Source organism: Vibrio sp. B1Z05, assembly GCF_052955985.1.
This window is the reverse complement of the sequence record NZ_CP130463.1, coordinates 1,986,011-2,008,094: the sequence shown is the minus strand read 5'-3', so window position 1 is coordinate 2,008,094 and position 22,084 is coordinate 1,986,011. Positions and strand designations below refer to the sequence as shown.

General features: G+C 43.6%; 20 protein-coding genes. 9 read left to right on the top strand and 11 right to left on the bottom strand.

Going from position 1 to position 22,084, the window contains the following annotated elements; all coding sequences use genetic code 11:
* Positions 1–42: 42 nt before the first annotated feature.
* The 4 genes from QV280_RS09055 to nagA all read right to left on the bottom strand — a co-directional run bounded on the left by QV280_RS09055 (position 43) and on the right by nagA (position 5,488).
* Positions 43–1,215 (bottom strand): GGDEF domain-containing protein, encoded by a 1,173-nt coding sequence (locus QV280_RS09055; RefSeq protein ID WP_152819616.1) that lies wholly within the window; start codon positions 1,213–1,215, stop codon positions 43–45.
* 246 nt (positions 1,216–1,461) lie between these two features.
* Positions 1,462–3,063 carry a cation:proton antiporter family protein gene (locus QV280_RS09050; protein ID WP_172972776.1) on the bottom strand — a complete coding sequence of 534 codons (1,602 nt, stop codon included), beginning with the start codon at positions 3,061–3,063 and terminating at the stop codon, positions 1,462–1,464.
* A 65-nt stretch (positions 3,064–3,128) separates the two neighbouring features.
* Entirely contained in the window at positions 3,129–4,349 is a 1,221-nt protein-coding gene (nagC, locus tag QV280_RS09045) for a DNA-binding transcriptional regulator NagC (protein ID WP_152819617.1), read from the bottom strand.
* A 2-nt stretch (positions 4,350–4,351) separates the two neighbouring features.
* The gene (gene nagA, locus QV280_RS09040; protein ID WP_152819618.1) at positions 4,352–5,488 is read right to left on the bottom strand and encodes an N-acetylglucosamine-6-phosphate deacetylase; all 1,137 of its coding nucleotides are present in this window, start codon (positions 5,486–5,488) and stop codon (positions 4,352–4,354) included.
* Between the two features lie 464 nt (positions 5,489–5,952).
* On the opposite strand from nagA, the gene nagE reads away from it, so the two are divergent.
* The 3 genes from nagE (at position 5,953) to QV280_RS09025 (ending at position 10,409) form a co-directional block, all read left to right on the top strand.
* Positions 5,953–7,446 (top strand): N-acetylglucosamine-specific PTS transporter subunit IIBC, encoded by a 1,494-nt coding sequence (nagE, locus tag QV280_RS09035; RefSeq protein WP_023403451.1) that lies wholly within the window; start codon positions 5,953–5,955, stop codon positions 7,444–7,446.
* A 150-nt stretch (positions 7,447–7,596) separates the two neighbouring features.
* Positions 7,597–9,261: a glutamine--tRNA ligase gene (gene glnS / locus QV280_RS09030; RefSeq protein WP_152819619.1), complete on the top strand. Its 1,665-nt coding sequence runs from the start codon at positions 7,597–7,599 to the stop codon at positions 9,259–9,261.
* Positions 9,262–9,347: 86 nt separating this feature from the next.
* Positions 9,348–10,409, top strand: a complete 1,062-nt coding sequence (locus QV280_RS09025; protein ID WP_023403453.1) for an AbrB family transcriptional regulator — start codon at positions 9,348–9,350, stop codon at positions 10,407–10,409.
* Positions 10,410–10,435: 26 nt separating this feature from the next.
* Here QV280_RS09025 and QV280_RS09020 read toward each other — a convergent pair whose 3' ends face one another.
* From QV280_RS09020 to QV280_RS09000, 5 genes are all read right to left on the bottom strand, one after another.
* Positions 10,436–11,020, bottom strand: coding sequence for a type II secretion system protein (locus tag QV280_RS09020; protein ID WP_152819620.1), 585 nt, complete (start codon positions 11,018–11,020; stop codon positions 10,436–10,438).
* A gap of 21 nt (positions 11,021–11,041) precedes the next feature.
* Positions 11,042–11,482, bottom strand: coding sequence for a ferric iron uptake transcriptional regulator (gene fur / locus QV280_RS09015; protein WP_152819621.1), 441 nt, complete (start codon positions 11,480–11,482; stop codon positions 11,042–11,044).
* Positions 11,483–11,697: 215 nt separating this feature from the next.
* On the bottom strand, positions 11,698–12,225 hold the full coding sequence (gene fldA, locus QV280_RS09010; protein ID WP_023403456.1) for a flavodoxin FldA: 528 nt from the start codon (positions 12,223–12,225) through the stop codon (positions 11,698–11,700).
* Positions 12,226–12,279: 54 nt separating this feature from the next.
* The gene (locus QV280_RS09005) at positions 12,280–12,498 is read right to left on the bottom strand and encodes a DUF2788 domain-containing protein (protein ID WP_023403457.1); all 219 of its coding nucleotides are present in this window, start codon (positions 12,496–12,498) and stop codon (positions 12,280–12,282) included.
* Positions 12,499–12,568: 70 nt separating this feature from the next.
* Positions 12,569–13,339 (bottom strand): alpha/beta fold hydrolase, encoded by a 771-nt coding sequence (locus QV280_RS09000; RefSeq protein ID WP_152819931.1) that lies wholly within the window; start codon positions 13,337–13,339, stop codon positions 12,569–12,571.
* A gap of 92 nt (positions 13,340–13,431) precedes the next feature.
* Between QV280_RS09000 and seqA the strand changes: the two genes are divergently transcribed.
* Positions 13,432–13,986 (top strand): replication initiation negative regulator SeqA, encoded by a 555-nt coding sequence (seqA, locus tag QV280_RS08995; RefSeq protein ID WP_023403459.1) that lies wholly within the window; start codon positions 13,432–13,434, stop codon positions 13,984–13,986.
* A 79-nt stretch (positions 13,987–14,065) separates the two neighbouring features.
* Positions 14,066–15,712, top strand: a complete 1,647-nt coding sequence (gene pgm, locus QV280_RS08990) for a phosphoglucomutase (alpha-D-glucose-1,6-bisphosphate-dependent) (protein WP_023403460.1) — start codon at positions 14,066–14,068, stop codon at positions 15,710–15,712.
* A gap of 452 nt (positions 15,713–16,164) precedes the next feature.
* Here the strand turns inward: pgm and QV280_RS08985 are convergent, their stop codons facing one another.
* Positions 16,165–16,941, bottom strand: a complete 777-nt coding sequence (locus tag QV280_RS08985; protein ID WP_152819623.1) for a DUF1853 family protein — start codon at positions 16,939–16,941, stop codon at positions 16,165–16,167.
* A gap of 88 nt (positions 16,942–17,029) precedes the next feature.
* Between QV280_RS08985 and QV280_RS08980 the strand changes: the two genes are divergently transcribed.
* Positions 17,030–17,788, top strand: a complete 759-nt coding sequence (locus QV280_RS08980; RefSeq protein ID WP_152819624.1) for a Nif3-like dinuclear metal center hexameric protein — start codon at positions 17,030–17,032, stop codon at positions 17,786–17,788.
* 112 nt (positions 17,789–17,900) lie between these two features.
* Here the strand turns inward: QV280_RS08980 and QV280_RS08975 are convergent, their stop codons facing one another.
* Entirely contained in the window at positions 17,901–19,190 is a 1,290-nt protein-coding gene (locus tag QV280_RS08975; RefSeq protein ID WP_023403463.1) for a citrate synthase, read from the bottom strand.
* A 400-nt stretch (positions 19,191–19,590) separates the two neighbouring features.
* On the opposite strand from QV280_RS08975, the gene sdhC reads away from it, so the two are divergent.
* From sdhC to sdhA, 3 genes are read left to right on the top strand one after another with little or no spacing between them, the layout of a single operon-like run.
* Positions 19,591–19,971 (top strand): succinate dehydrogenase cytochrome b556 subunit, encoded by a 381-nt coding sequence (sdhC, locus tag QV280_RS08970; protein ID WP_021711973.1) that lies wholly within the window; start codon positions 19,591–19,593, stop codon positions 19,969–19,971.
* A complete protein-coding gene (sdhD, locus tag QV280_RS08965) occupies positions 19,965–20,312 on the top strand; it encodes a succinate dehydrogenase, hydrophobic membrane anchor protein (RefSeq protein ID WP_023403464.1) in 348 nt (115 codons plus the stop codon). Before sdhC ends, sdhD begins: the two co-directional genes overlap by 7 nt.
* Positions 20,313–22,079: a succinate dehydrogenase flavoprotein subunit gene (gene sdhA, locus QV280_RS08960; RefSeq protein WP_023403465.1), complete on the top strand. Its 1,767-nt coding sequence runs from the start codon at positions 20,313–20,315 to the stop codon at positions 22,077–22,079.
* Positions 22,080–22,084: the final 5 nt, after the last annotated feature.

Here is a 22,084-nt window from a genome sequence, read left to right as displayed (position 1 = left end):
ATTTGGCAAATAGTTTCTAATTAATGGTGCAAAAAAGACCAGTTAACTAGTATGGATCATAAAGTTGTTACGTCCAGAAGTTTTCACTTGATATAACGCTTGGTCGGCATTTTCAAAAAATTGGGCACTATTCATTGTGGTTTCATCAAATTGGCAACCACCAATGCTGATACTCAATTTAGGTTGGCTAGGGTGGGGGATATTGAGTTCAGCCACCGCTTGCAGCAACCTGTTGCAAAGAAGGGTCAAGCCCTTGGTGTCAGTGTTAGGTAACAGAATAACAAACTCTTCTCCGCCAAATCGAGCTACGGTATCTATTTCTCGGCGGCAGGTTTGATTTAGGGCAATAGCGATTTTCTTTAAGTATTTATCACCGATTTGATGGCCTAGTGTGTCATTGACCATTTTAAAATGATCGATGTCTATGACCAGTAACCCTAGTGGTGATTGAGCGCGAGTAGCACGCTGAATTTCTTCGATAAGCTGTTGATCAAAGTAACGACGATTATACAAACCGGTTAGAGTATCTCGTCCAAGTAACACTTTAAGTTGTACTTTTTGTGCTTCTAGCTCCATTAATTGCAAGGTGATTTGTTTTTTTGCCTTACTTTGCTGTTGATTGTGTATAAAGGTAAGAGTTTGAGATGAATAGTGATCTTTGCCTAAGTAGAGCAACCAAGTAATGATGATTAAGTTTGAAATCAGTAAATGTACACTCAGGATATCAGTGCGCTCTTGATGCCACATGACAAAGGCACAGCCGCAGACAATACTACTGCCGTAAATAATGGCGATCTCGCGACTTTTGAGTATGGTGACTTTCACTAAAGCGGTGATCATAATGACGGAAATAGGCGCAAGGGTGTACGAATGGCTAATTAATGCCGCATGGAAAATGGTCAGCACGCATGTGGTTAAAAACAGATACAGTATATTGTAGCTGTTGTTAGATGGCAGGCGAGGTACAAAAAACCAAATTAACAAGCAGGTGAACGGGCCGAACAGTAGCAGGTAATCACGAAAGTGTTGTATATCGGTTGCAGAATCAAGTAGAGCACTTTTCGGGCTCCACAACGGCATAACTAGTCCAAATGAAAATAAACATAGGGCAATAATAGGTAGCCATATTCTTAACTGTTTACGATTGTAGCTTGTGATAAAGTTCTGAAATTGAACTTGTTGCAAGTTTGAGAGAGTGCCGGTCACTTTGTCCATGTGTTCTCGATAATGATATTACGACTAGAGCTTAGTTCATCTTTAAAGTGTAGAAAACTAAGCTCTAAGCCAATAAGGAAAGCTAGGTATTTGAAGTATCCAATACCAGTAGCTTATCATCCTAACAGTTACTATGTTCGATGGTTGTATTGTAATTTTTTATTATATAATAATGACTTATTAAACATATTACTTTGCTATCGAGCATAATTTCCGTGTTATGTTGCATACTTTTCGTAGTCGGTATCACTGTTTCAAATTATTTTTAGATGCAAATTGAGGCGATAAAGTGTCACATACATGACGAGCAAAACCACTGCCTGCTTCTCGATAGATATTAAACGCAGCATCTGCCCCTAACTCTATGAATTGATCCACCTGATCTTGATATTCCGCAATCGCCGCTATTTTGCCCGTATAACCCCTTAGCCTTAATTGTTCTAACGCGTAGCGGTTACCTTTATTGTTTGGAATAGCGAGTAATATCAACTTAATTTGTTCTAAATTCTGCACTTTTTCCCAAAAATCGGAATCTGTCACGTCACCACAGAGAATGTTTCGTTGATGTTTTGCGTGATGCTCGGATGTGTCATTGCGTATTTCTATGCCAAGACAGATATCACCATGGCGTTCGCTGAGTTCATCATAGGCGCCAGTTCCTATACGCCCCATCCCGAGCACTAAGATTTGTGATTGTCCGATGTTGATAGCCTGATCTCGAATATGAATCTTGCTATCACTGTGTTCTTTAAGCCAAGTCGCGCTGCGGCGATAAATACTATTACTAAAGCGGTTTAACGGTGCGGCTAAAACAAAGGAGATAGAAACTGCAAGTGCGATAGAAACCATGATGTCTCCAGAAATCCAACCTTCTTTATAAGCCAGTCCGCCAACAATCAAGCCAAATTCACTGTAGTTAAATAGAGTTAAAGAGGTGAGTAGTGAGGTGCGAATGCGAAATTTGAATCTGTCTAAGATGACGTAGTATAAAAGCCCTTTCGCCGGTAGCAGTAGCATGAATACTAGGGCGAGGATTAACCCAGCCATGGTCGGTTGTTCAGAAAGACCTATGTTTAAGAAGAAACAAACTAAAAACATTTCTTTTAAATTAAACAAAGACTTAGATAGCTCTGATGCCTTTGAGTGACCGGCTAGCAACATACCAAGTATCAATGCACCTAAATCGCCTTTAACACCGACGAGCTCGAATAACCCTGCGCCAACCACTAGCGCAAAAAAGATGCCACATAAAACCAGTAACTCACCGTGTCCGACTTTATCTAATACTTTGTAAAATAGCGGGCGAACCAAAGGCAGAGCAAATAAGAAAATGGCATACCATTCAGGGGTCTTCCCCGTTGATACAGTAAGAAAGGCCACCGCAAAAATATCTTGCATGACTAAGATACCAATCGCCATAGTTCCGTAGGTGGAGTTGATTTCGCCGTTGTCTTGTAGTGCTTTTATGGCAAATACGGTACTAGAGAATGACAGTGCAAAGCCTAAAATGACCAGTTGAGAAAAGGGCATGTCGGCAAACAGGCTTACACCAATCGCTTGCAGTCCAAATAGACATAAGCTAAAGAAAGCGGTTGAGGCAACATTGTGTAGCGTAGCACCTCCCCAAATCTCTTTAGAGAGCAGAACTTTGACGTCCAGTTTCAAACCGATAGTAAATAGCAGTAGGGTGACGCCGAGATCAGCGATTTCGCTGATAGCGTTGTTGCTTTCAAAACCAAAGGCATTGAGGGCAAAACCGGCCAGTAAAAAGCCGACTAAAGGGGGAAGGTTACATCTTTGGGCGATAAATCCAGCTAAAAAAGCGCCACAGATGAGCATTATGTCCATTTTATGCAGTCTCGAAGTGGTTGAGGGTCAGCAACCGCCCAACCGCAAACGAGTCTGCTGAATAGCTAGTGTGCTGAATCCATTAATTTTTGTAGCAACATACCGTTTAACATCGCACGTTTTACCATTGCAAAAGCACCCATAGTTGGGAACTGATCGAGTTCAGATGAAACAATAGGTAGGTCTTTATGAAACGCTGTTAACGATTGGCTGTTCACATTCCTTTGAATTGCAGGGAATAATAACTCTTTTGCTGCCGTAATATCACCTGCTAAAACGATTTTTTGCGGATTAAATAGGTTTATTACAATTGCAATGGCTTTACCCAGTTGAACACCAACACGAACAATGCTCTGTGTAGCCAGTGCATCGCCAAGAAGTGCATGATCACAAATGGTTTTTATCGTAATGTTCGGTTCATCAGAGAGGGTAGAATTATAGCCTCTTGCTAGGCGAGTTTTAACACCTTTGATGATGGCTGGGTTGGCAGCAACAGTTTCTAAACAACCAAAGTTGCCACACTGACATTGCTCGCCGAGCGGATCAATTTGAATATGCCCAATTTCTCCGACATTTCGATTTGAACCTAGGAAGACTTGTCCGCCTGCCATAATACCGGAGCCAGTACCTCGGTGCACACTGATCAGTACTGAGTCCATACAATCGCGCGTAGCGCCAAAGTAATATTCTGCCAGTGCCATGGCGCGAATGTCATTACCGACAAAGCATTCGAGTTGGAACTGCTCTTGTAGAATTTTACCTAAAGGTAGGTGGTCGATTTTGGTGTTCGGCATGTACTGCACTTCACCTTCATCAGGGTTTACTAGGCCGGGCAAAGTGACACCGATAGCAATTAGGTTGTAGTCGGAACCTTCAAGGCTTGCCTTGAATAGTTTTATCTTATCAATAAGTTGACCAACTAATTGCTCTTGGTTGCTGTATTGAATGGAAGATTCTGCTTTGGTCAGAACCTCACCACTCAAATCATGCAAGGACAATTGAATGTAATCCCTACCAACTCGAACCGCGATAGAATGAAATTGAGTCACCTGAGTGGTTAATGAGATCGCCCGCCTGCCACCTGTAGAGGCTTGCTGGGCAACTTCTTGTACGAAGTTATACTCTAATAATTGTCGAGTGATCTTAGTAACACTTGCTGGTGCTAAATGGCTCAATTCGGCGATCTGAATTCGAGAAATAGGCCCTTGTTGGTCGATTAGACGATAAACAGCTGCACTATTCAGCTGTTTTACAAGGTCAACGTTGCCAATTTGTCCGCCAGTCATAACTATCCTTTTGTAAATTGACCGTTTACTACGGTCCCTTCAACGTCAAAGTTGCGATTAAAAATTGTAAGGTTTGCTATCATACCAGTTTTTATACGTCCTAGCTTATGATCTAGGCCAATTGCTCTAGCAGGATATAGCGTTGCCATACGTAAAGTTTCATCTAAAGCGAATCCAGCGTGCTTCACACAGTTCTCAACCGCTTCAATCATAGTTAGAGCCGAGCCACCTAAAGTGCCATCTGCGCCAACACACATGCCGTCACGAACATACACTGTGTTGCCTACAAAATTAAATTGGTCCATCTCCGCGCCAGCAGGTGCTGTGGCATCAGTCACCAAAACTAATTTGTCACCTTTCAGTTTTTTCGCCATGCGAATATTAGCGTAGTTGACGTGGTGTCCATCAACAATAATGCCTGCGTATACATCCGGAGTATCAAAAATAGCGCCGACAACGCCCGGTTCACGAACCGTAACTGGCGTCATTGCATTAAATAGGTGAGTGGCAAAGGTAATACCGTGCTCAAAGCTATCTCTTGCTTGTTGATAGGTTGCTGCTGTGTGTCCGATAGAGACTACAATGCCAGCTTCAGTTAGGCGCGTGATGTGCTCTGGATTATTTTGCTCAGGCGCTAAGGTTACTTTGACCACCATATCAGCATGCTGGCAGATAAAATCAATCATCTCATCGTCAGATTGGCGAATGAAAGATTCGGTATGAATGCCTTTTCGAGCAACGTTTAGGTATGGGCCTTCTAGGTGCAAACCTAAAGATTGATGGGCATTTTGCTCTTGAAATTGTTTTTGAGCTTCAATAGCAGAGCGCATATTTTCATCTGAAGAGGTAATCAGGGTCGGCAAAAAGCTTGTGCATCCAGATTTTAGGTTTGCGTTGTGCATGGTTTGTAGCGTTTCAGGAGAGATTGCGTCATTGAGCATCACACCACCACAACCGTTTAACTGCACATCAATAAAGCCAGGGCTTAAGTTGGCACCGTTAAGATCAATTCGTTCGATGCTTTGATCGACATCTTGCTCTAAGCAAACGGTTTTAATGCGGTCGTTTTCTATGACGACAGCGTGGTTGTATAAGATGTCACTACCGGTATATACGGTACAGTTCGTTAATGCATACATGATTGCATCTCCTGATAAAAATGTTTGATGTTATGTGCTTCTAATTCGTAAAACAGTTCATAGGCCTTCTGTGTGCTTGCAACAGCACTTGTCTAGTGAAAACTTATCAATAACTTTATACCTAGTGTAGGACTAAACTCTTTGATTGCATTGACAATATGTTTTTTGTCGCTCGCTTTTAGTCTGACACTCAATTTGTCTCGGATAAGCCTCGAAAGAACACCTAATTGAGATTCAATTTTATTTAATTGAAATGAGTATACTGAAAAAAACAGTTATTTTATATAGTGAAATAAGTTTTATGATCTAGGTAACAAAATCCGTTTAGGTCTCCGCTTTCATATGACACTGGTCACACTTTATAGGGTTTTAATTTGCGACGCAAAATTATCTCTTTAAGATGAAGAGGACTAAATTAATTTACTAAAAAAAGTTTTAATAGGTTCCTCAGGAGGAGAAGTAACGTGAACATTCTTGGATATTTACAAAAGGTAGGTAAGGCACTGATGGTGCCAGTTGCTACCCTACCAGCAGCAGCAATCTTAATGGGTATTGGTTATTGGATTGATCCAACCGGTTGGGGTGGTAACAGCCCACTGGCTGGCTTCCTTATCAAAGCCGGTGCAGCAATCATTGATAACATGTCGTGGCTATTCGCCGTTGGTGTTGCTTACGGTATGTCAAAAGACAAAGACGGTGCCGCGGCACTTTCTGGCTTAGTTATGATGTATGTTGTAACTACACTACTATCACCTGGAGCAGTGGCTCAGATTCAAGGGATCAGCGGCGACGCAGTTCCTGCAGCATTTGGTAAAATCCAAAACCAGTTTGTCGGTATCCTTGTGGGTATTATCTCTGCTGAAATCTATAACCGCTTCTCTACCGTTGAACTCCACAAAGCGTTGGCGTTCTTCTCTGGTAAGCGTTTAGTTCCTATCTTGACTTCATTTGCTGGTATTGTAATGGCATTCGTACTTATGTACGTATGGCCTGCAATCTACGGTGGCCTTGTACACTTCGGTGAGTCTATTCAAGACATGGGTTCTGTAGGTGCTGGTATCTACGCATTCTTTAACCGTCTACTTATTCCAATCGGTCTACACCACGCATTGAACTCAGTATTCTGGTTTGACGTTGCAGGTATTAACGATATTCCTAACTTCCTAGGCGGCGCGAAATCTATTGCTGAAGGTACTGCAACACTAGGTGTTACAGGTATGTACCAAGCAGGTTTCTTCCCAATCATGATGTTTGGTCTACCGGGCGCAGCACTGGCTATCTACCACACTTCTAAGTCTAAGCATAAAGAGAAAGTTGCATCTATCATGATTGCAGCGGGCTTTGCATCTTTCTTCACCGGTGTGACTGAGCCACTAGAATTCTCATTCATGTTCTTAGCACCAGGCCTATACGTTCTGCACGCAGCACTAACTGGTATCTCTGTATTCATCGCAGCACAAATGCAGTGGATTGCAGGCTTTGGTTTCTCGGCAGGTCTTGTGGATATGGTTCTTTCTAGCCGTAACCCTCTGGCGAAAGATTGGTACATGCTTATCCTACAAGGTGTCGCGTTCTTCGGTATTTACTACGCAGTGTTCCGCACCGTTATCGTTAAGTTTGGTCTTAAAACTCCAGGCCGCGAAGATGACGAAGGTGAAGCATCAACAGTAACTGGTTCTTCAAACTCTTCTGAGCTTGCAAAACAGTACCTAAAAGCACTAGGTGGTCACAGCAACATTTCATCTATCGATGCTTGTATTACTCGTCTACGTCTAACATTGAACGATACCAATGTTGTAAACGAGAAAACGTTGAAAGATTTAGGTGCGATGGGCGTGGTGAAACTAGGTTCAAATAACGTTCAAGTTATCCTAGGTCCTCTAGCTGAAATCGTTGCAGGCGAAATGAAACAAATCCCTGTAGATGCTGACTTAACAGCAGTAGAGCTTCCATCTTAATTCAATAACAGTTAATTATTGTCCTTATGCCTCCTTCGGGAGGCATTTTTTTTACTTTTTAGAACATAAACATCTAGATTTCATCAATGAGGCGAATACAATGTAAGGTCATAGAATACTTTTGCAAAATTGAACCATGAGGTGCTATAGATGAGTGAAGCTGAGGCTCGACCATCGAATTTTATCCGTCAGATTATCGATAAAGATATCGCGGATGGTAAACACAGCAGCGTGCATACTCGTTTCCCGCCAGAGCCAAACGGCTACCTGCATATCGGGCACGCTAAATCGATCTGTCTAAACTTTGGTATTGCTCAAGATTATCAAGGTCAGTGTAACTTGCGCTTTGATGATACTAACCCTGAAAAAGAAGACATTGAATACGTTGACTCAATCAAAAGCGACGTGCAGTGGTTAGGCTTTGATTGGTCTGGTGAGATTTGTTATTCATCTAACTACTTTGATCAGTTGCATGCGTATGCCATTGAACTGATTAATAAAGGCTTAGCGTACGTAGAAGAGCTAAGTGCTGACGAAATTCGTGAATACCGTGGCACTTTGACCGCTCCAGGCAAAGAAAGCCCATACCGTACTCGCTCAGTAGAAGAAAACTTAGCACTGTTTGAAAAAATGCGTGCCGGTGGCTTTGCTGAAGGTGCGGCTTGTCTGCGTGCTAAGATCGACATGAGCTCATCATTTATGGTGATGCGCGATCCTGTTTTGTATCGTGTGCGTTTTGCTCACCATCATCAAACCGGTGACAAATGGTGTATTTACCCAATGTACGACTTCACGCATTGTATTTCGGATGCGCTAGAAGGCATTACTCACTCATTGTGTACACTTGAGTTCCAAGACAACCGTCGTCTATACGATTGGGTGTTGGAAAACATCACTATCGAAACTCAACCACATCAGTATGAGTTCAGCCGCCTTAACCTTGAATACACAGTTATGTCTAAGCGTAAGCTAAGCCAACTGGTGTCTGAAAACTTGGTTAACGGCTGGGATGATCCACGTATGCCGACTATTTCTGGTTTGCGCCGTCGTGGCTTTACTCCGGCTTCTATTCGTGAATTTTGTAAACGTATCGGCGTAACAAAACAAGAGAACATGATTGAATTTGGTTCTTTAGAGTCTTGTGTTCGTGACGACCTTAATGAAAACGCACCTCGTGCAATGGCTGTTCTTGAGCCCGTTAAAGTTGTGATTGAAAACTTCCCTGAAGATCAGGTCGAAACACTGACCGTGGCAAATCATCCAAATAAACCTGAAATGGGTAATCGTGAAGTACCATTTACTCGCGAAGTATGGATTGAAGCCGATGATTTCCGCGAAGAAGCCAACAAAAAGTACAAGCGCTTAGTGCTTGGTAAAGAAGTTCGTCTACGCGGCGCGTACGTGATTAAAGCTGAGCGCATCGAAAAAGATGAGCAAGGTAACATCACCACTATCTTCTGTACTTACGATGATGAGACATTAGGTAAAAACCCAACCGATGGCCGTAAAGTTAAAGGCGTTATCCATTGGGTATCAGCAAGTAAAGGTGTGCCTGCTGAGATTCGTTTATACGACCGTTTATTTACTGTGCCAAACCCTGCGGCAGCAGAAGACTTTAAAGCGGTGATTAACCCTGAGTCTTTAACCACTAAACAAGGTTTTGTTGAGCCAAGCTTAGTGAGTGCGGCTGCAGATGCAGGTTATCAGTTTGAACGTACAGGTTACTTCTGCATTGATAGCAAAGACAGCACAGCTGAGGCATTGGTATTTAACCGCACCGTTGGTTTACGTGATACTTGGGCTAAAGTGAGTTAGTTACAAAATTACATTGCGTTAATATTTAACCATTCGCGATAAGCAATAGGTAAAATGCCAGTCAGTTTCTCTGACTGGCATTTTTTATGTTTTCATTTCGAGCTTTATTTGTGTATAGCGCATGCTTATTGGCTGGCGTTCTGTTTGATAGCGTGCATATTCCGGCGGCTACCTTACTGGGCCCAATGTTAGCCGCTATTGTATTTAGCTTTTATAAATGCTCAGTGAAGACGCCAAAATCGGCCATTTACCTGATTCAATCTGTGATTGGGTTGATGGCAGGTCGAGTGTTGGATTTAAGTATCTTAAAGCCGTTCTTGTCTATTTGGTGGATCTTTGTTGGGGTGGCGCTGGTGGTGCTATTAGCCTGTCAGTTGATGGGGTATAGCCTAGCTAAGTTACGCATTTTACCGGGCAGTACAGCGATATGGGGGTGCGCCCCGGGCGGTGCATCCGCTATGGTAGTGATGGCGGAGTCTTATGGTAATGACCCCAGCTTAGTCGCGTTCATGCAGTATTTGCGCGTGGTTATGGTGAGCTTACTGGCGGCTACCGTTGCGCATTTTTTAGCGATTGGCGCGGCTCAATCCACTCAATTACATATACAGCACTGGCTAGATCCACATCCATTGTTGGCGGTGCTGGAAACGCTGTTTATTATTGTGGCGACCTCTTATCTTGGCGTGAAATCACGTTTGCCCGCCGGCTGTTTTCTGGTGTCGATATTTGTCAGTGCCTTTTGTGTTAACTCCGGCGTTGCGGTACTTGAAGTGCCTGAATGGATATTGGATATCGCATATTTAGTGCTTGGCGTGAGTATCGGTATGAGATTTAGCCCTGAGATAGTCAAACAAGCCTTGTTTGCGCTACCTAAAATTCTATTGTCTATCCTGGGATTAATCTCATTATGCGGTTTGGTGGCAGTGCTGTTGGTGCAGGTGTTCCATGTGAGCCCTTTAACCGCTTATCTGGCAACGACTCCTGGAGGGTTAGATGCAGTTACTGCGATAGCGCTGTCAAGCCATACCCAAGTCAACCTAGGCTTTGTGATGAGTATGCAGATTGTACGTTTGTTGATGGTGGTGTTATTAGCTCCGCACATGGCGCAATTTGCTTCTAAGCGATTTATGCGTGTTAGCCAAGCTTGAGTGTGAAAATAGGGTAGGAGAGTGTTTTATCCGTTGTTAACGTAATACACGCTACCGGTGCGCGAGTTATACCAAATCACATGCGTGGCAACCTCAGGATCTCTATCAAAGCCATCTTTAGTATAAATGTAATGACATTTGGTTTGATAGGGACCACTATTTTCACCGGTGAGATCGCTACTGGTTCGGCGGGCAACAAAGTCAAAGTTGTCGGCTTGATTATAGCTTCGGGTAGCGGTGAGAGAGGTGACGAGAATGGCATCAAACAATAGTGAACATGCTACTTCACCACTGCCTATGTTATAAGGTGCTCTAAACACAGCCTGTTTGGTAGTGCCAATAGGAAAGCCCACTTCATTGAAATCCACCTCGCCATTGGCGTAGTTTGGAAGATCAATTTGTGGCTGATTAGCTCTACCTTCAATCGCCCACTTTTGGTGTCCGAAATTGATGGCCTGTTGCATCTCAGCGGCAACACCACGTAGCATTGATTCTCTAGCATCAGCATTGAGATTGAGAAATCGCGGCGCTGCTATAACAGTCAGCACCGCAAGAATAACAATAACGACGGCTAGCTCAATCAGCGTAAATCCATTTTTGCTGAATGACATAAAACCCTTTTTTGTATCAGATTAACTGTGTGCGTTAGGATTTGTCTTACAATCACCTGAAGCACAGCGACCGTATAAGTATAAGCTATGGTTGGTTAGGTTGATGTTGTGTTTTTTAGCAATTTCATGCTGACGTTGTTCAATCACTTCGTCGTTAAACTCGATAACCGCACCACAGTCAAGACAAACAAGATGGTCATGGTGGTGTTGAGTTGCAAGTTCAAATACAGATTTTCCGCCTTCAAAATGATGGCGAGTAACAATGCCTGCATCATCAAATTGGTTTAATACTCGGTAAACGGTTGCTAGCCCAATTTCCTCACCGATATCGATAAGTTTCTTATACAGCTCTTCCGCACTGATGTGCTGACAACCCGGTTGTTGCAGGAGCTCTAAAATTTTTAAGCGGGGTAAAGTGACTTTTAATCCAGCTTCTTTTAGGGCTTTGTTGTTATCTGGCATGTATATTCCTTTAAAAATTTGAGCTGCTTGTTAATTGTTCATTATATGGAAAGAATAGACAACAATAAACAATGTGTTAATTGTGGGTATTCTTTTTCTCTATAAAATGGAAGGCCATCACGAACAGTATGTGCCATTGATGGGTTTATTGTAAGTGATTGTCGCGCAAAACTAAAAAAGGGAGCACAAGGCCCCCTTTTAAAAATGGAGACGATTTAGTCTTCTAGTTCGGCAAGACACATTTCAGAATGAATCTGCTCAACCCAAGTTTTAACACGCTCTTCGGTTAATTCAGGTTGACGATCTTCGTCAATACACAAGCCGATGAAGTGATCATCATCAACCAATGCTTTAGAGGCTTCAAATTCGTAGCCTTCGGTAGGCCAGTAACCGACAATAGTACCGCCTTTCGCTTCTACGATATCACGAATCGTGCCCATAGCATCACAGAAGTACTCAGCGTAATCTTCTTGGTCACCACAACCGAAAATAGCCACAAGTTTAGTGCTGAAATCAATTGCTTCTAGTTCAGGGAAAAAGTCATCCCAATCACATTGAGATTCACCGTAATACCAAGTAGGGATACCAAGTAGTAGCAGATCGAAGTTATCAATGTCTTCTTTGCTACTTTTTGCTATATCTTGAACATGAACCAGTTGTTTACCTAGTTGTTTTTGAATCATCTTTGCAACAGCTTCTGTATTACCAGTATCACTGCCGAAGAAGAGACCTACACTTGCCATAGAATCAGTACCTATATTGGATGTAATGGGATGCGTTTATATTGGCGTTATAGATTATAAACCCGAGCCTTCCCAAGAGAGTTGTATAACACCCTTAGTGACAAAGCCGGCACAACCTAGAAACAGCACTAACCATACGATACGACGCCCAAATGGAGGAACATTGCCCTGCTTTAGAACATCCTTGATTGCTAACCCGATAAGTATAAATACGGAAGCAAACAGCAAATCGAGCCCTATGGATTCAATTTGATTAATGTAATCGTATAGCATGGCATCCCTTTATGCTTAATCAATCGCGGAACTATAACATAACCTAACGGCTTCTGTTTACCCTTGAATCTCAATTTTGTGCAATAAACTTGCGAATTACTCTCAATACCATGTCCGGTTTTTCTGCGTGCAACCAATGCCCAGTATTAGCAATGATGTGCGCTTTAGCATTGGGAAATTGCTGCATGATGCTGCTTTGATGTTCGGCTTGAATATAGTCGGAATTAGCGCCTTTCATAAACAGGGTAGCGACTGGATTTGGCGCTAAAGTCTCCCATGTCATGATCTGTTGATATTGATTTTGTAAGGCGATGTAATTGAAGCGCCAGCTTAACGTCTCTCCCTCTTTATATAGGGACTTACTCAAAAACTGACTCACGCCTTCCATCTCAATATGCTGCGCCAGCAGTGACATGGCTTGAGAACGAAGTTTAGGTTTTTGTTTTGCTACTTCTTGAATGCCAGCAAATACATTGCTGTGGCGATCAACATGGTAAGCCACTGGGGCCATATCTAACACAATCAATTGCTCAAAGAGCTCCGGCCTTAGTGAGGCTAACTTCATCGCGACTTTGCCACCCATCGAATGCCCAACTAGAGTGACTCCTGTAAGCTCAAGATCGTCGATAAGAGAGAGGATATCGGCCGCTTGCGCAGCATAAGTATGCTCAGGGTAATGAGGGGAGCGTCCATGGTTTCGCAGGTCGACACTGATCACTTGATGATCTTGACTGAGATCGCGCGCAAGTAACCCAAGGTTATCTAAACTGCCAAATAAACCATGAATCAGAAGCATAGGTTTACCGTTACCTTGGATTTTATAGTGCAACTGGCTCGACATTTTATCCATTTCCTTTTTTCTTTCCGTAGAGACTTGCTCAATAACTGGGTATAATCTGAAGCAGTTTAAACTAATAAGATTGTGAAAAGCGAATGAAAACCATCGAAGTTGACGAAGAACTGTATAGATTTATCGCGAGCCGAACCCAACGTATTGGAGAGAGTGCATCCGATATTCTACGACGTTTACTCGATGTGAATGGTGCTGTAGAACAAGAAGTCGAAGCGGCTCAAGAAGTAACTGAAGCTGAGCCTACTGGACCTGCAACACCGATCACCGTTGGTAAACCGACACAGTCCATTGACCCTATCAAGCAAATCCGCAGCGAATTGATTTCAGATGAATTTGCCTCTCTTGATAAGGCGATTGATAGATTTATGTTTATGCTGTCTGCGCTGCATAGAATCGATAAAGACGGATTTGCCGAAGCGACTCAAGTAAAAGGGCGCAAGCGTGTTTATTTTGCAGACAACGAAGCGGTACTCTTGGCAAGTGGCACTACGACCAAACCAAGAGCCATTCCTGGATCACCGTTTTGGGTGATCACCAATAACAATACCAGCCGTAAACGTCAGATGGTTGAACAGTTAATGGTACGAATGTCCTTTCCCGCCGAATTAATAGAACGTGTCACACGTTCGATATAATCCCAAGGAATAATACCCACAGAATCCCCCCAGGTTCGTGGGTATTTTTGATTTTAAGAACTATAAAAGGAACAACTCAATGGCTATGCATCCTCGTGCCGGGCAAAAGGCTCAGCAAGAAGATCTACACAACATCCCTCAGTTGGTGGCTAACTACTATTTGTTGCAACCTGAAGCTGGCAATGCGGCACAAAAAGTTGCATTTGGTACTTCGGGCCATCGTGGTAGTGCTGACAAGGTAACCTTTAACGAAAATCATATTTTAGCCATCGCGCAAGCGGTCGTTGAAGTTCGCGCGAGTCACGGAGTGACCGGGCCGTTATTCGTGGGTAAAGACACTCACGCACTTTCTGAACCGGCATTTTCTACTGTGGTAGACGTGTTGGTGGCAAATGGTGTGCAGGTTATCTGTCAAGAGCATGAAGGTTATACCCCAACTCCGGGTATCTCCCATGCAATCCTGACTCATAACTTAGTCAACGATGCTAAAGCTGACGGCATCGTCATCACTCCTTCGCATAATCCGCCGCAAGATGGTGGCATCAAGTACAACCCTGTACATGGTGGTCCAGCGGAAGGTGAATTGACTAAAGCAATTGAAGATCGCGCTAATGCAATCATTGCTGCGGGTCTGGTGGATGTAAAACGTGTAGGCATTGCGGATGCAAAAGCGAGCGAGTTGTTCGTTGAAAAAGATCTCGTAGCTCCTTATGTGGCTGATCTGGTCAACGTTGTTGACATGCAAGCGATTCAAAAAGCCAACTTAAAAATCGGTGTTGATCCACTAGGTGGTTCAGGCATTGATTACTGGCGTCAAATTCAAAAAGCGTACGACCTAGACTTAACTCTAGTGAGTGAAGCCATTGACCCTAGCTTCCAGTTCATGTCTTTAGATAAAGACGGTGTGGTACGTATGGATTGTTCTTCGCCTTACGCGATGGCAGGTCTACTGGCACTGAAAGACGATTACGACCTAGCATTTGGTAACGACCCTGACTATGACCGTCACGGCATTGTAACGCCAGCAGGTTTGATGAATCCAAACCATTTCCTAGCCGTGTGTATCGATTACTTATATCGTCACCGTGAAGGTTGGGGCGCAGAAGTTGCCGTGGGTAAAACACTGGTTTCTAGTGCTATTATCGATCGCGTTGTGGCTGATCTTGGTCGTGAACTATGTGAAGTGCCTGTTGGCTTTAAATGGTTTGTAGACGGTCTGTACGAAGGCAAGTTTGGCTTCGGCGGTGAAGAGAGCGCAGGTGCGTCTTTCTTACGTAAAGACGGTACGCCTTGGGCAACAGATAAAGATGGCATCATCTTGTGTTTACTAGCGGCTGAAATTACCGCAGTAACGGGTAAAAACCCTCAGCAATACTACAACGAGTTAGCGGCGAAACACGGTGAGTCTAGCTACAACCGTATTCAAGCGGTAGCAAACGGCCCACAAAAAGACGTGCTCACTAAACTGTCTGCTGAGATGGTATCTGCGGATACGTTAGCGGGTGACGCGATTACCGCTCGTCTAACGCATGCTCCAGGCAATGGCGCTGCAATTGGTGGTCTGAAAGTAACTACTGCAAATGGTTGGTTTGCGGCTCGTCCATCTGGCACAGAAGAAATCTACAAGATTTACTGTGAGAGCTTCAAAGGTGCAGAGCATCTAAAACTGATTGAAACTGAAGCGCAAGAGATTGTGAATCAAGTATTCAAGGCAGCAGGTTTATAACCGTAATCGCCTTAAATAACGATTAAGCCATTCGCTCAAATCATAAAAACCCATTGCCTAACGGTAAATGGGTTTTTTTATGTTTGAATCTATCGCGCTATAGAGTTTTGCACAGAAGTTGCTCAGCGTGATAAGCGTCGCGCGGCTTTTTTATCGTTTTTTCGCTGAAACAGAATAACGATTGAGATAGGAATACAGACCATCAGCATAAAAACGAACAATGCTTCTACTAATTGTGCCATGTGAATTTCTAGATAAACTAGCCAATGCTTTGAATGTAGCCCGACTTTATTCCTATGCTTGGTCAGGTTCAATATGCGCCCTGAGACATGCGTGAATGCCTGTGCCGAAAGCGTATTGAGTTTATTCACCTAACACTTTGTTTTTATTGGTTTTAACTTTATTTTTAATCGCTGTTTGCTAGAAAGTGCAATCACTGTTTGAATAATTAACTAGCGATTATTAGGCCAATCATTTGGTACTACAAACCAAAATCGACCTGATTCACTTTGACAATGTAAAATACCTTGCGAGGCTTCTGTTACCCGAGGTGACGATGAGGTTTTGCCGATAGCCCAATACGCTTTGTCCAGTTGATAGAGCGGTTCATCAATTTGTGCAAACTGCTTTTGATAGCACCAAAAACCATTGATTTGACTTGGGTTTATCTCTTTGTCGTCACAATGGCTAGGAATGGTCTGTTGTTGGAAAGGGTTAATATACAAACGGCCTTGCATTAACAGGTGTTGCGACAGGTATTGCCACTGCGGGTATTGCGCTACAAAGTACGGCATATGCGTATGTTGCAACTGATGAGTCAACATATGACGCAGCTTTTTATCTAAGCGGTCCCTCGCATTGGGCCCGTACCACTTATCTTCATGCAACAAGTAAAACTTAATCGCTACTTCCCAGTGCTGAGCCTTATTTTGGTGCGGGTGGCGTAAAACAAAATCCAGCTCGCCTATGGTTCGCCCTGCATCATTTAGTTGTAATTCTGTTTGCTCAACAGATAAGTCAGAGCATTGTACGAACAGTTCCTGACAAAGGTGCTGATAAATAAAGCCCAGCCGTGAGTTTTTGCAGTAATCAGCAAACTGCGCCGTCTCTGTATTGCGAAAGGGCAAATGCTGCACAATGATCTCATCTTCTCGAAATAGCGGCGCTGTTGTTGCAATCCACTGGGCAAATTGAGTTAAAATTGAAGCATTGACCGTATAGTTAGGCATAGATAAACCGTTAGAGATACAAACCTGTCAAGGATGGTCTATTTAACTTGCTACATATCCGATGCATTTTCAAATATTTGGAATAGAAATGAACAATTTAAAATTGCAAACACTGCTAAACGACAAACTAAGTGCCCAACAAATTAAAGATTATGCGCCGAATGGATTGCAAGTAGAGGGGACTGAAAATATCAAAAAAATAGTCACTGGAGTGACTGCATCCCAAGCGTTAATCAATGAAGCTATTCGACTTAATGCGGATGCACTCTTGGTGCATCACGGTTATTTTTGGAAAGGCGAACCTGAGCCGATAGTGGGTATGAAAGGGCGTCGTATTCGTGCACTGATCAAAAATGATATTAACCTTTATGGCTACCATCTACCTTTAGATATTCATCCTGAGCTAGGCAACAACGCAAAATTAGCTGAGCTGTTGGATATTGAGATTGAAGGGGGCCTTGAAGGGCACGCTCAATCTATCGCGCTGTATGGACGTCTAAAATCGCCTGTCACTGGCGCGGAATTTGCGCAGCGTATTGCGCAAGTGCTCAATCGTGAACCTTTGCATATTGCGCCTGACTTTGCCGATAAAATGATTGAAAGTGTAGGTTGGTGTACTGGTGGCGGTCAGGATTACATTCAACTTGCCGCAGATCATCAACTGGATGCGTTTATTTCTGGGGAAATTTCAGAGCGAACAACATTTGTGGCGCGTGAGCAGGGCATTCATTATTTTTCGGCGGGGCATCATGCCACTGAGCGTTATGGTATTAAAGCGTTAGGCGAGTGGTTGGCAGAGCAATACGGTTTTGAGGTTACCTTTGTTGATATTAATAACCCAGTATAATTGGGTTTAAATAGTGTAATAAAAAGAAAGGCTTGAACATAGTGTTCAAGCCTTTTCTATTCGAACTGCTTGTACTAAATCATAGCGTAAGCAGCGCAATTTTTAGCTGACATTATTCACGTTCGTGAAGTGGCTTAAAGCCGCGCTTAGTTTCACCTGTGTACAACTGACGAGGTCGGCCGATACGGTTATTCGGATCGTCGTGCATTTCGCTCCAATGGGCAATCCAACCCACAGTACGTGAGATGGCAAAGATAACGGTAAACATAGATACAGGAATACCGATGGCTTTTAGAATAATGCCTGAGTAGAAATCTACGTTCGGGTAGAGTTTCTTCTCCACAAAGTATTCATCAGAAAGCGCAATACGTTCCAGTTCCATTGCGACATCTAGCAGAGGATCTTTGATGTCTAGCTCTTTAAGCACATCGTGACATGCTTCGCGCATTACCGTTGCGCGAGGATCGTAGTTCTTGTAAACGCGGTGACCAAAGCCCATCAAACGGAATGGGTCATCTTTATCTTTTGCTCTAGCAACATATTCTTCAATGTTGTCAACGCTGCCTATTTCTTCAAGCATATGTAGACACGCTTCATTTGCGCCGCCGTGTGCCGGTCCCCATAAAGAGGCAATACCCGCGGCAATACAAGCAAATGGGTTAGCGCCAGAAGACCCCGCTAAACGAACGGTCGACGTAGAGGCGTTTTGCTCATGGTCGGCGTGCAGAGTGAAAATTTTATCCATTGCACGAGCAACCACAGGGTTAACTTCGTATTCTTCACATGGGTTTGCAAACATCATGTGTAAGAAGTTTTCTGCATAAGTAAGGTCATTTCGTGGATAAATAAACGGCTGACCTATGCTGTATTTGTAGCACATTGCCGCAAGTGTAGGCATTTTAGATAGCAATCTAAATGCTGCAATTTCGCGGTGTTCATCATTGTTAACGTCAAGTGAATCGTGATAGAAGGCTGCTAATGCTCCTACTACCCCACACATTACTGCCATCGGGTGCGCGTCGCGACGGAAACCATGAAAGAAGCTTGCGATTTGTTCATGCACCATAGTATGGCGTCCAACAATCTTCTTAAAGTTATCGTATTTTTCGCGAGTGGGTGCTTCTCCGTAGAGCAAAATATAACAAACTTCTAAATAATCTGCGTTGTTTGCTAATTCATCGATTGGATAGCCGCGGTGTAATAAAATACCAGCGTCGCCATCGATGTAGGTGATTTGAGATTCACAAGATGCGGTGGCAAGAAAACCAGGGTCAAAGGTGAAATACCCTTGGCTTCCTAATGTACGAACATCGATCACGTCTGGGCCATCGGTTCCCTTCATAATCGGCAATTCGATAGGCGCTTGACCCTCAATAGTCAGAGTCGCTTGCTTATCTGCCATAACATTCTCCTTTGTTATTTATTTTCCATCTTGATTCAATGGTGCACCAAATTTGTACTGGTGTTCGCACTAGAAGTCAATTTATATAGCTTTTTGTGTGCACTTGTCTCGATTTCTATAAGTAGAATAACTAAAAATCAGGCCTATGTAACAAAATTTGTTAATAATATTGTGTGTCATTGTTAACAAACGTTATAGTGGCGGTGAATTAAAAGCTATATCATTGAGTTATCTCTATCACTACTTTTAGTTAGTGGGAGGTAGTTCTAAGTTATAGAGGATTAAAGTGACAAAATAATTAGGTTTAACCCTAACTTATGTAAGCTTTTGTTAAGTTTTTGCTAAGAAAGCGCAATTGTTTACGATTTGTAACTGTTCAAAGGAGCTGAGAGAGCACGCCGTGGACAAGAAAAAAACAAGACCCGTCAATTTGGATCTGCAAACGATTCATTTCCCAATCACTGCCATTGCTTCGATTCTGCACAGGGTATCTGGTGTTATTACCTTTGTCGCTGTAGGGATTTTGCTTTGGTTACTTTCTATTTCTCTATCATCACCAAAAGGATTTATGGAGGCGGCCAGTTACGTGGATGGCTTCTTCGTCAAATTTATTTTGTGGGGAATACTGACTGCACTTTTCTATCATATCGTGGGCGGTATTCGACATCTTTGCCAAGACCTAGGTTACTTTGAAGAATTAGAGAGCGGCGCAAAAAGTGCGCAAATCTCCTTTATTGTGACAGGCGTACTAGCAATCGTTGCGGGGGTAATTGTATGGTAAATCCTATTTCTTCCGTAGGGCGTAATGGCGTCCATGATTTCTTGTTGGTTCGTGCAACAGCAATCATCTTGACCCTATACACCATTTATCTATGTGGCTTCTTCTTATTTACTGGCGACATAGGTTATTTGCAGTGGACACACTTCTTCGGTGGACTGTTCACCAAGGTGTTTACCATGATTGCCCTGTTTTGCATTCTTATTCATGCGTGGATTGGAGTGTGGCAGGTATTAACTGATTATATTAAACCAACGCTGCTCCGCGGCAGCCTGCAACTGGTCCTTGTTGCGGTGCTATTTGGTTATTTCTTCTCTGGCCTATTTATTCTTTGGGGGGCATAAATGACAATTCCAGTTCGCGAATTTGACGCTGTTGTCATTGGTGCTGGTGGTGCAGGTATGCGCGCAGCACTACAAATCTCTGAGCAAGGGTTAACTTGCGCATTACTATCAAAAGTATTTCCGACACGTTCTCACACCGTATCAGCGCAAGGTGGTATTACTGTTGCTCTTGGTAACTCTCACGAAGACAACTGGCAATGGCACATGTACGACACGGTTAAAGGGTCGGATTACATTGGTGACCAAGACGCTATCGAATACATGTGTAAGAACGGTCCAGAATCTGTCATCGAGCTAGAAAAAATGGGTCTGCCATTTTCTCGCTTCGAAGACGGTTCTATTTATCAACGTCCGTTTGGTGGCCAGTCAAAACAGTTCGGTGGTGAGCAAGCTGCGCGTACTGCTGCTGCTGCTGACCGCACAGGTCACGCACTACTGCATACCTTGTACCAACAAAACATCAAATACAAAACCACCATCTTTAGTGAGTGGTACGCCCTTGATTTGGTGAAAAACCAAGATGGCGTAGTGATGGGTTGTACCGCAATCTGCATGGAAACGGGCGAGATGTGTTACTTCAAATCGAAGGCCACTATTTTAGCCACTGGCGGCGCAGGGCGTATTTACTCTTCTACTACTAACGCACACATCAACACTGGTGATGGCGTAGGTATGGCGCTGCGCGCTGGCGTGCCGATGCAAGACATGGAAATGTGGCAATTCCACCCAACCGGAATCGCAGGTGCTGGCGTACTTGTGACCGAAGGGTGTCGCGGTGAGGGCGGTTATCTTCTTAATAAAGATGGCGAACGCTTTATGGAGCGTTATGCACCGAATGCGAAAGACTTAGCCGGTCGTGATGTTGTAGCGCGTTCGATGATGATCGAGATTCGTGAAGGCCGTGGTTGTGATGGCCCTTGGGGACCTCACATCAAACTGAAGATGGACCATTTAGGTAAAGACGTACTCGAGTCACGTCTGCCGGGTATTTGTGAGCTATCACGTACCTTTGCCCACGTAGATCCTGTGAAAGAACCGATTCCTGTTATCCCAACCTGTCACTACATGATGGGCGGCGTTCCGACTCAAGTTTCCGGTCAAGCGATTAAGCTTGATGACAACGGACAAGACGTGGAAGTGCAAGGTCTGTTTGCTTGTGGCGAAATCGCCTCAGTATCGGTACACGGTGCAAACCGACTTGGCGGAAACTCATTGCTTGATTTAGTGGTGTTTGGTCGCGCAACAGGTTTACACCTAGGCGATACCTTAGATGCACAATCTGAAGCTCGCCCAGTATCTGAGTCCGATCTTGAAGCCTCTTTGGCGCGTACTATGCGTTGGGAGAACAGCACCCGTGGTGAAGACCCAGCGCAAATCCGTAAAGATATGCAAAGTTGCATGCAAAACAGCTTCTCGGTATTCCGTGAAGGTGAAGCGATGGCAACGGGACTTGAAGAACTGCGAGTTATCCGTGAGCGTCTGCAAGATGCGCACCTTAGCGATAAATCCACAGAGTTCAATACACAGCGTATTGAGTGTCTCGAACTTGATAACTTGATGGAAACCGCTGTAGCAACTGCGGTTGCTGCTAACTACCGTACAGAAAGTCGCGGCGCACATGCCCGCTTTGATTATCCAGACCGCGATGATTCGCAGTGGCTATGCCACTCAATTTACAATCCAGAAACGGAAAGTATGTCTAAGCGTGATGTGAATATGGAACCTGTACATCGTGAAGCGTTTCCACCGAAAGCTAGAACCTATTAAGGGAG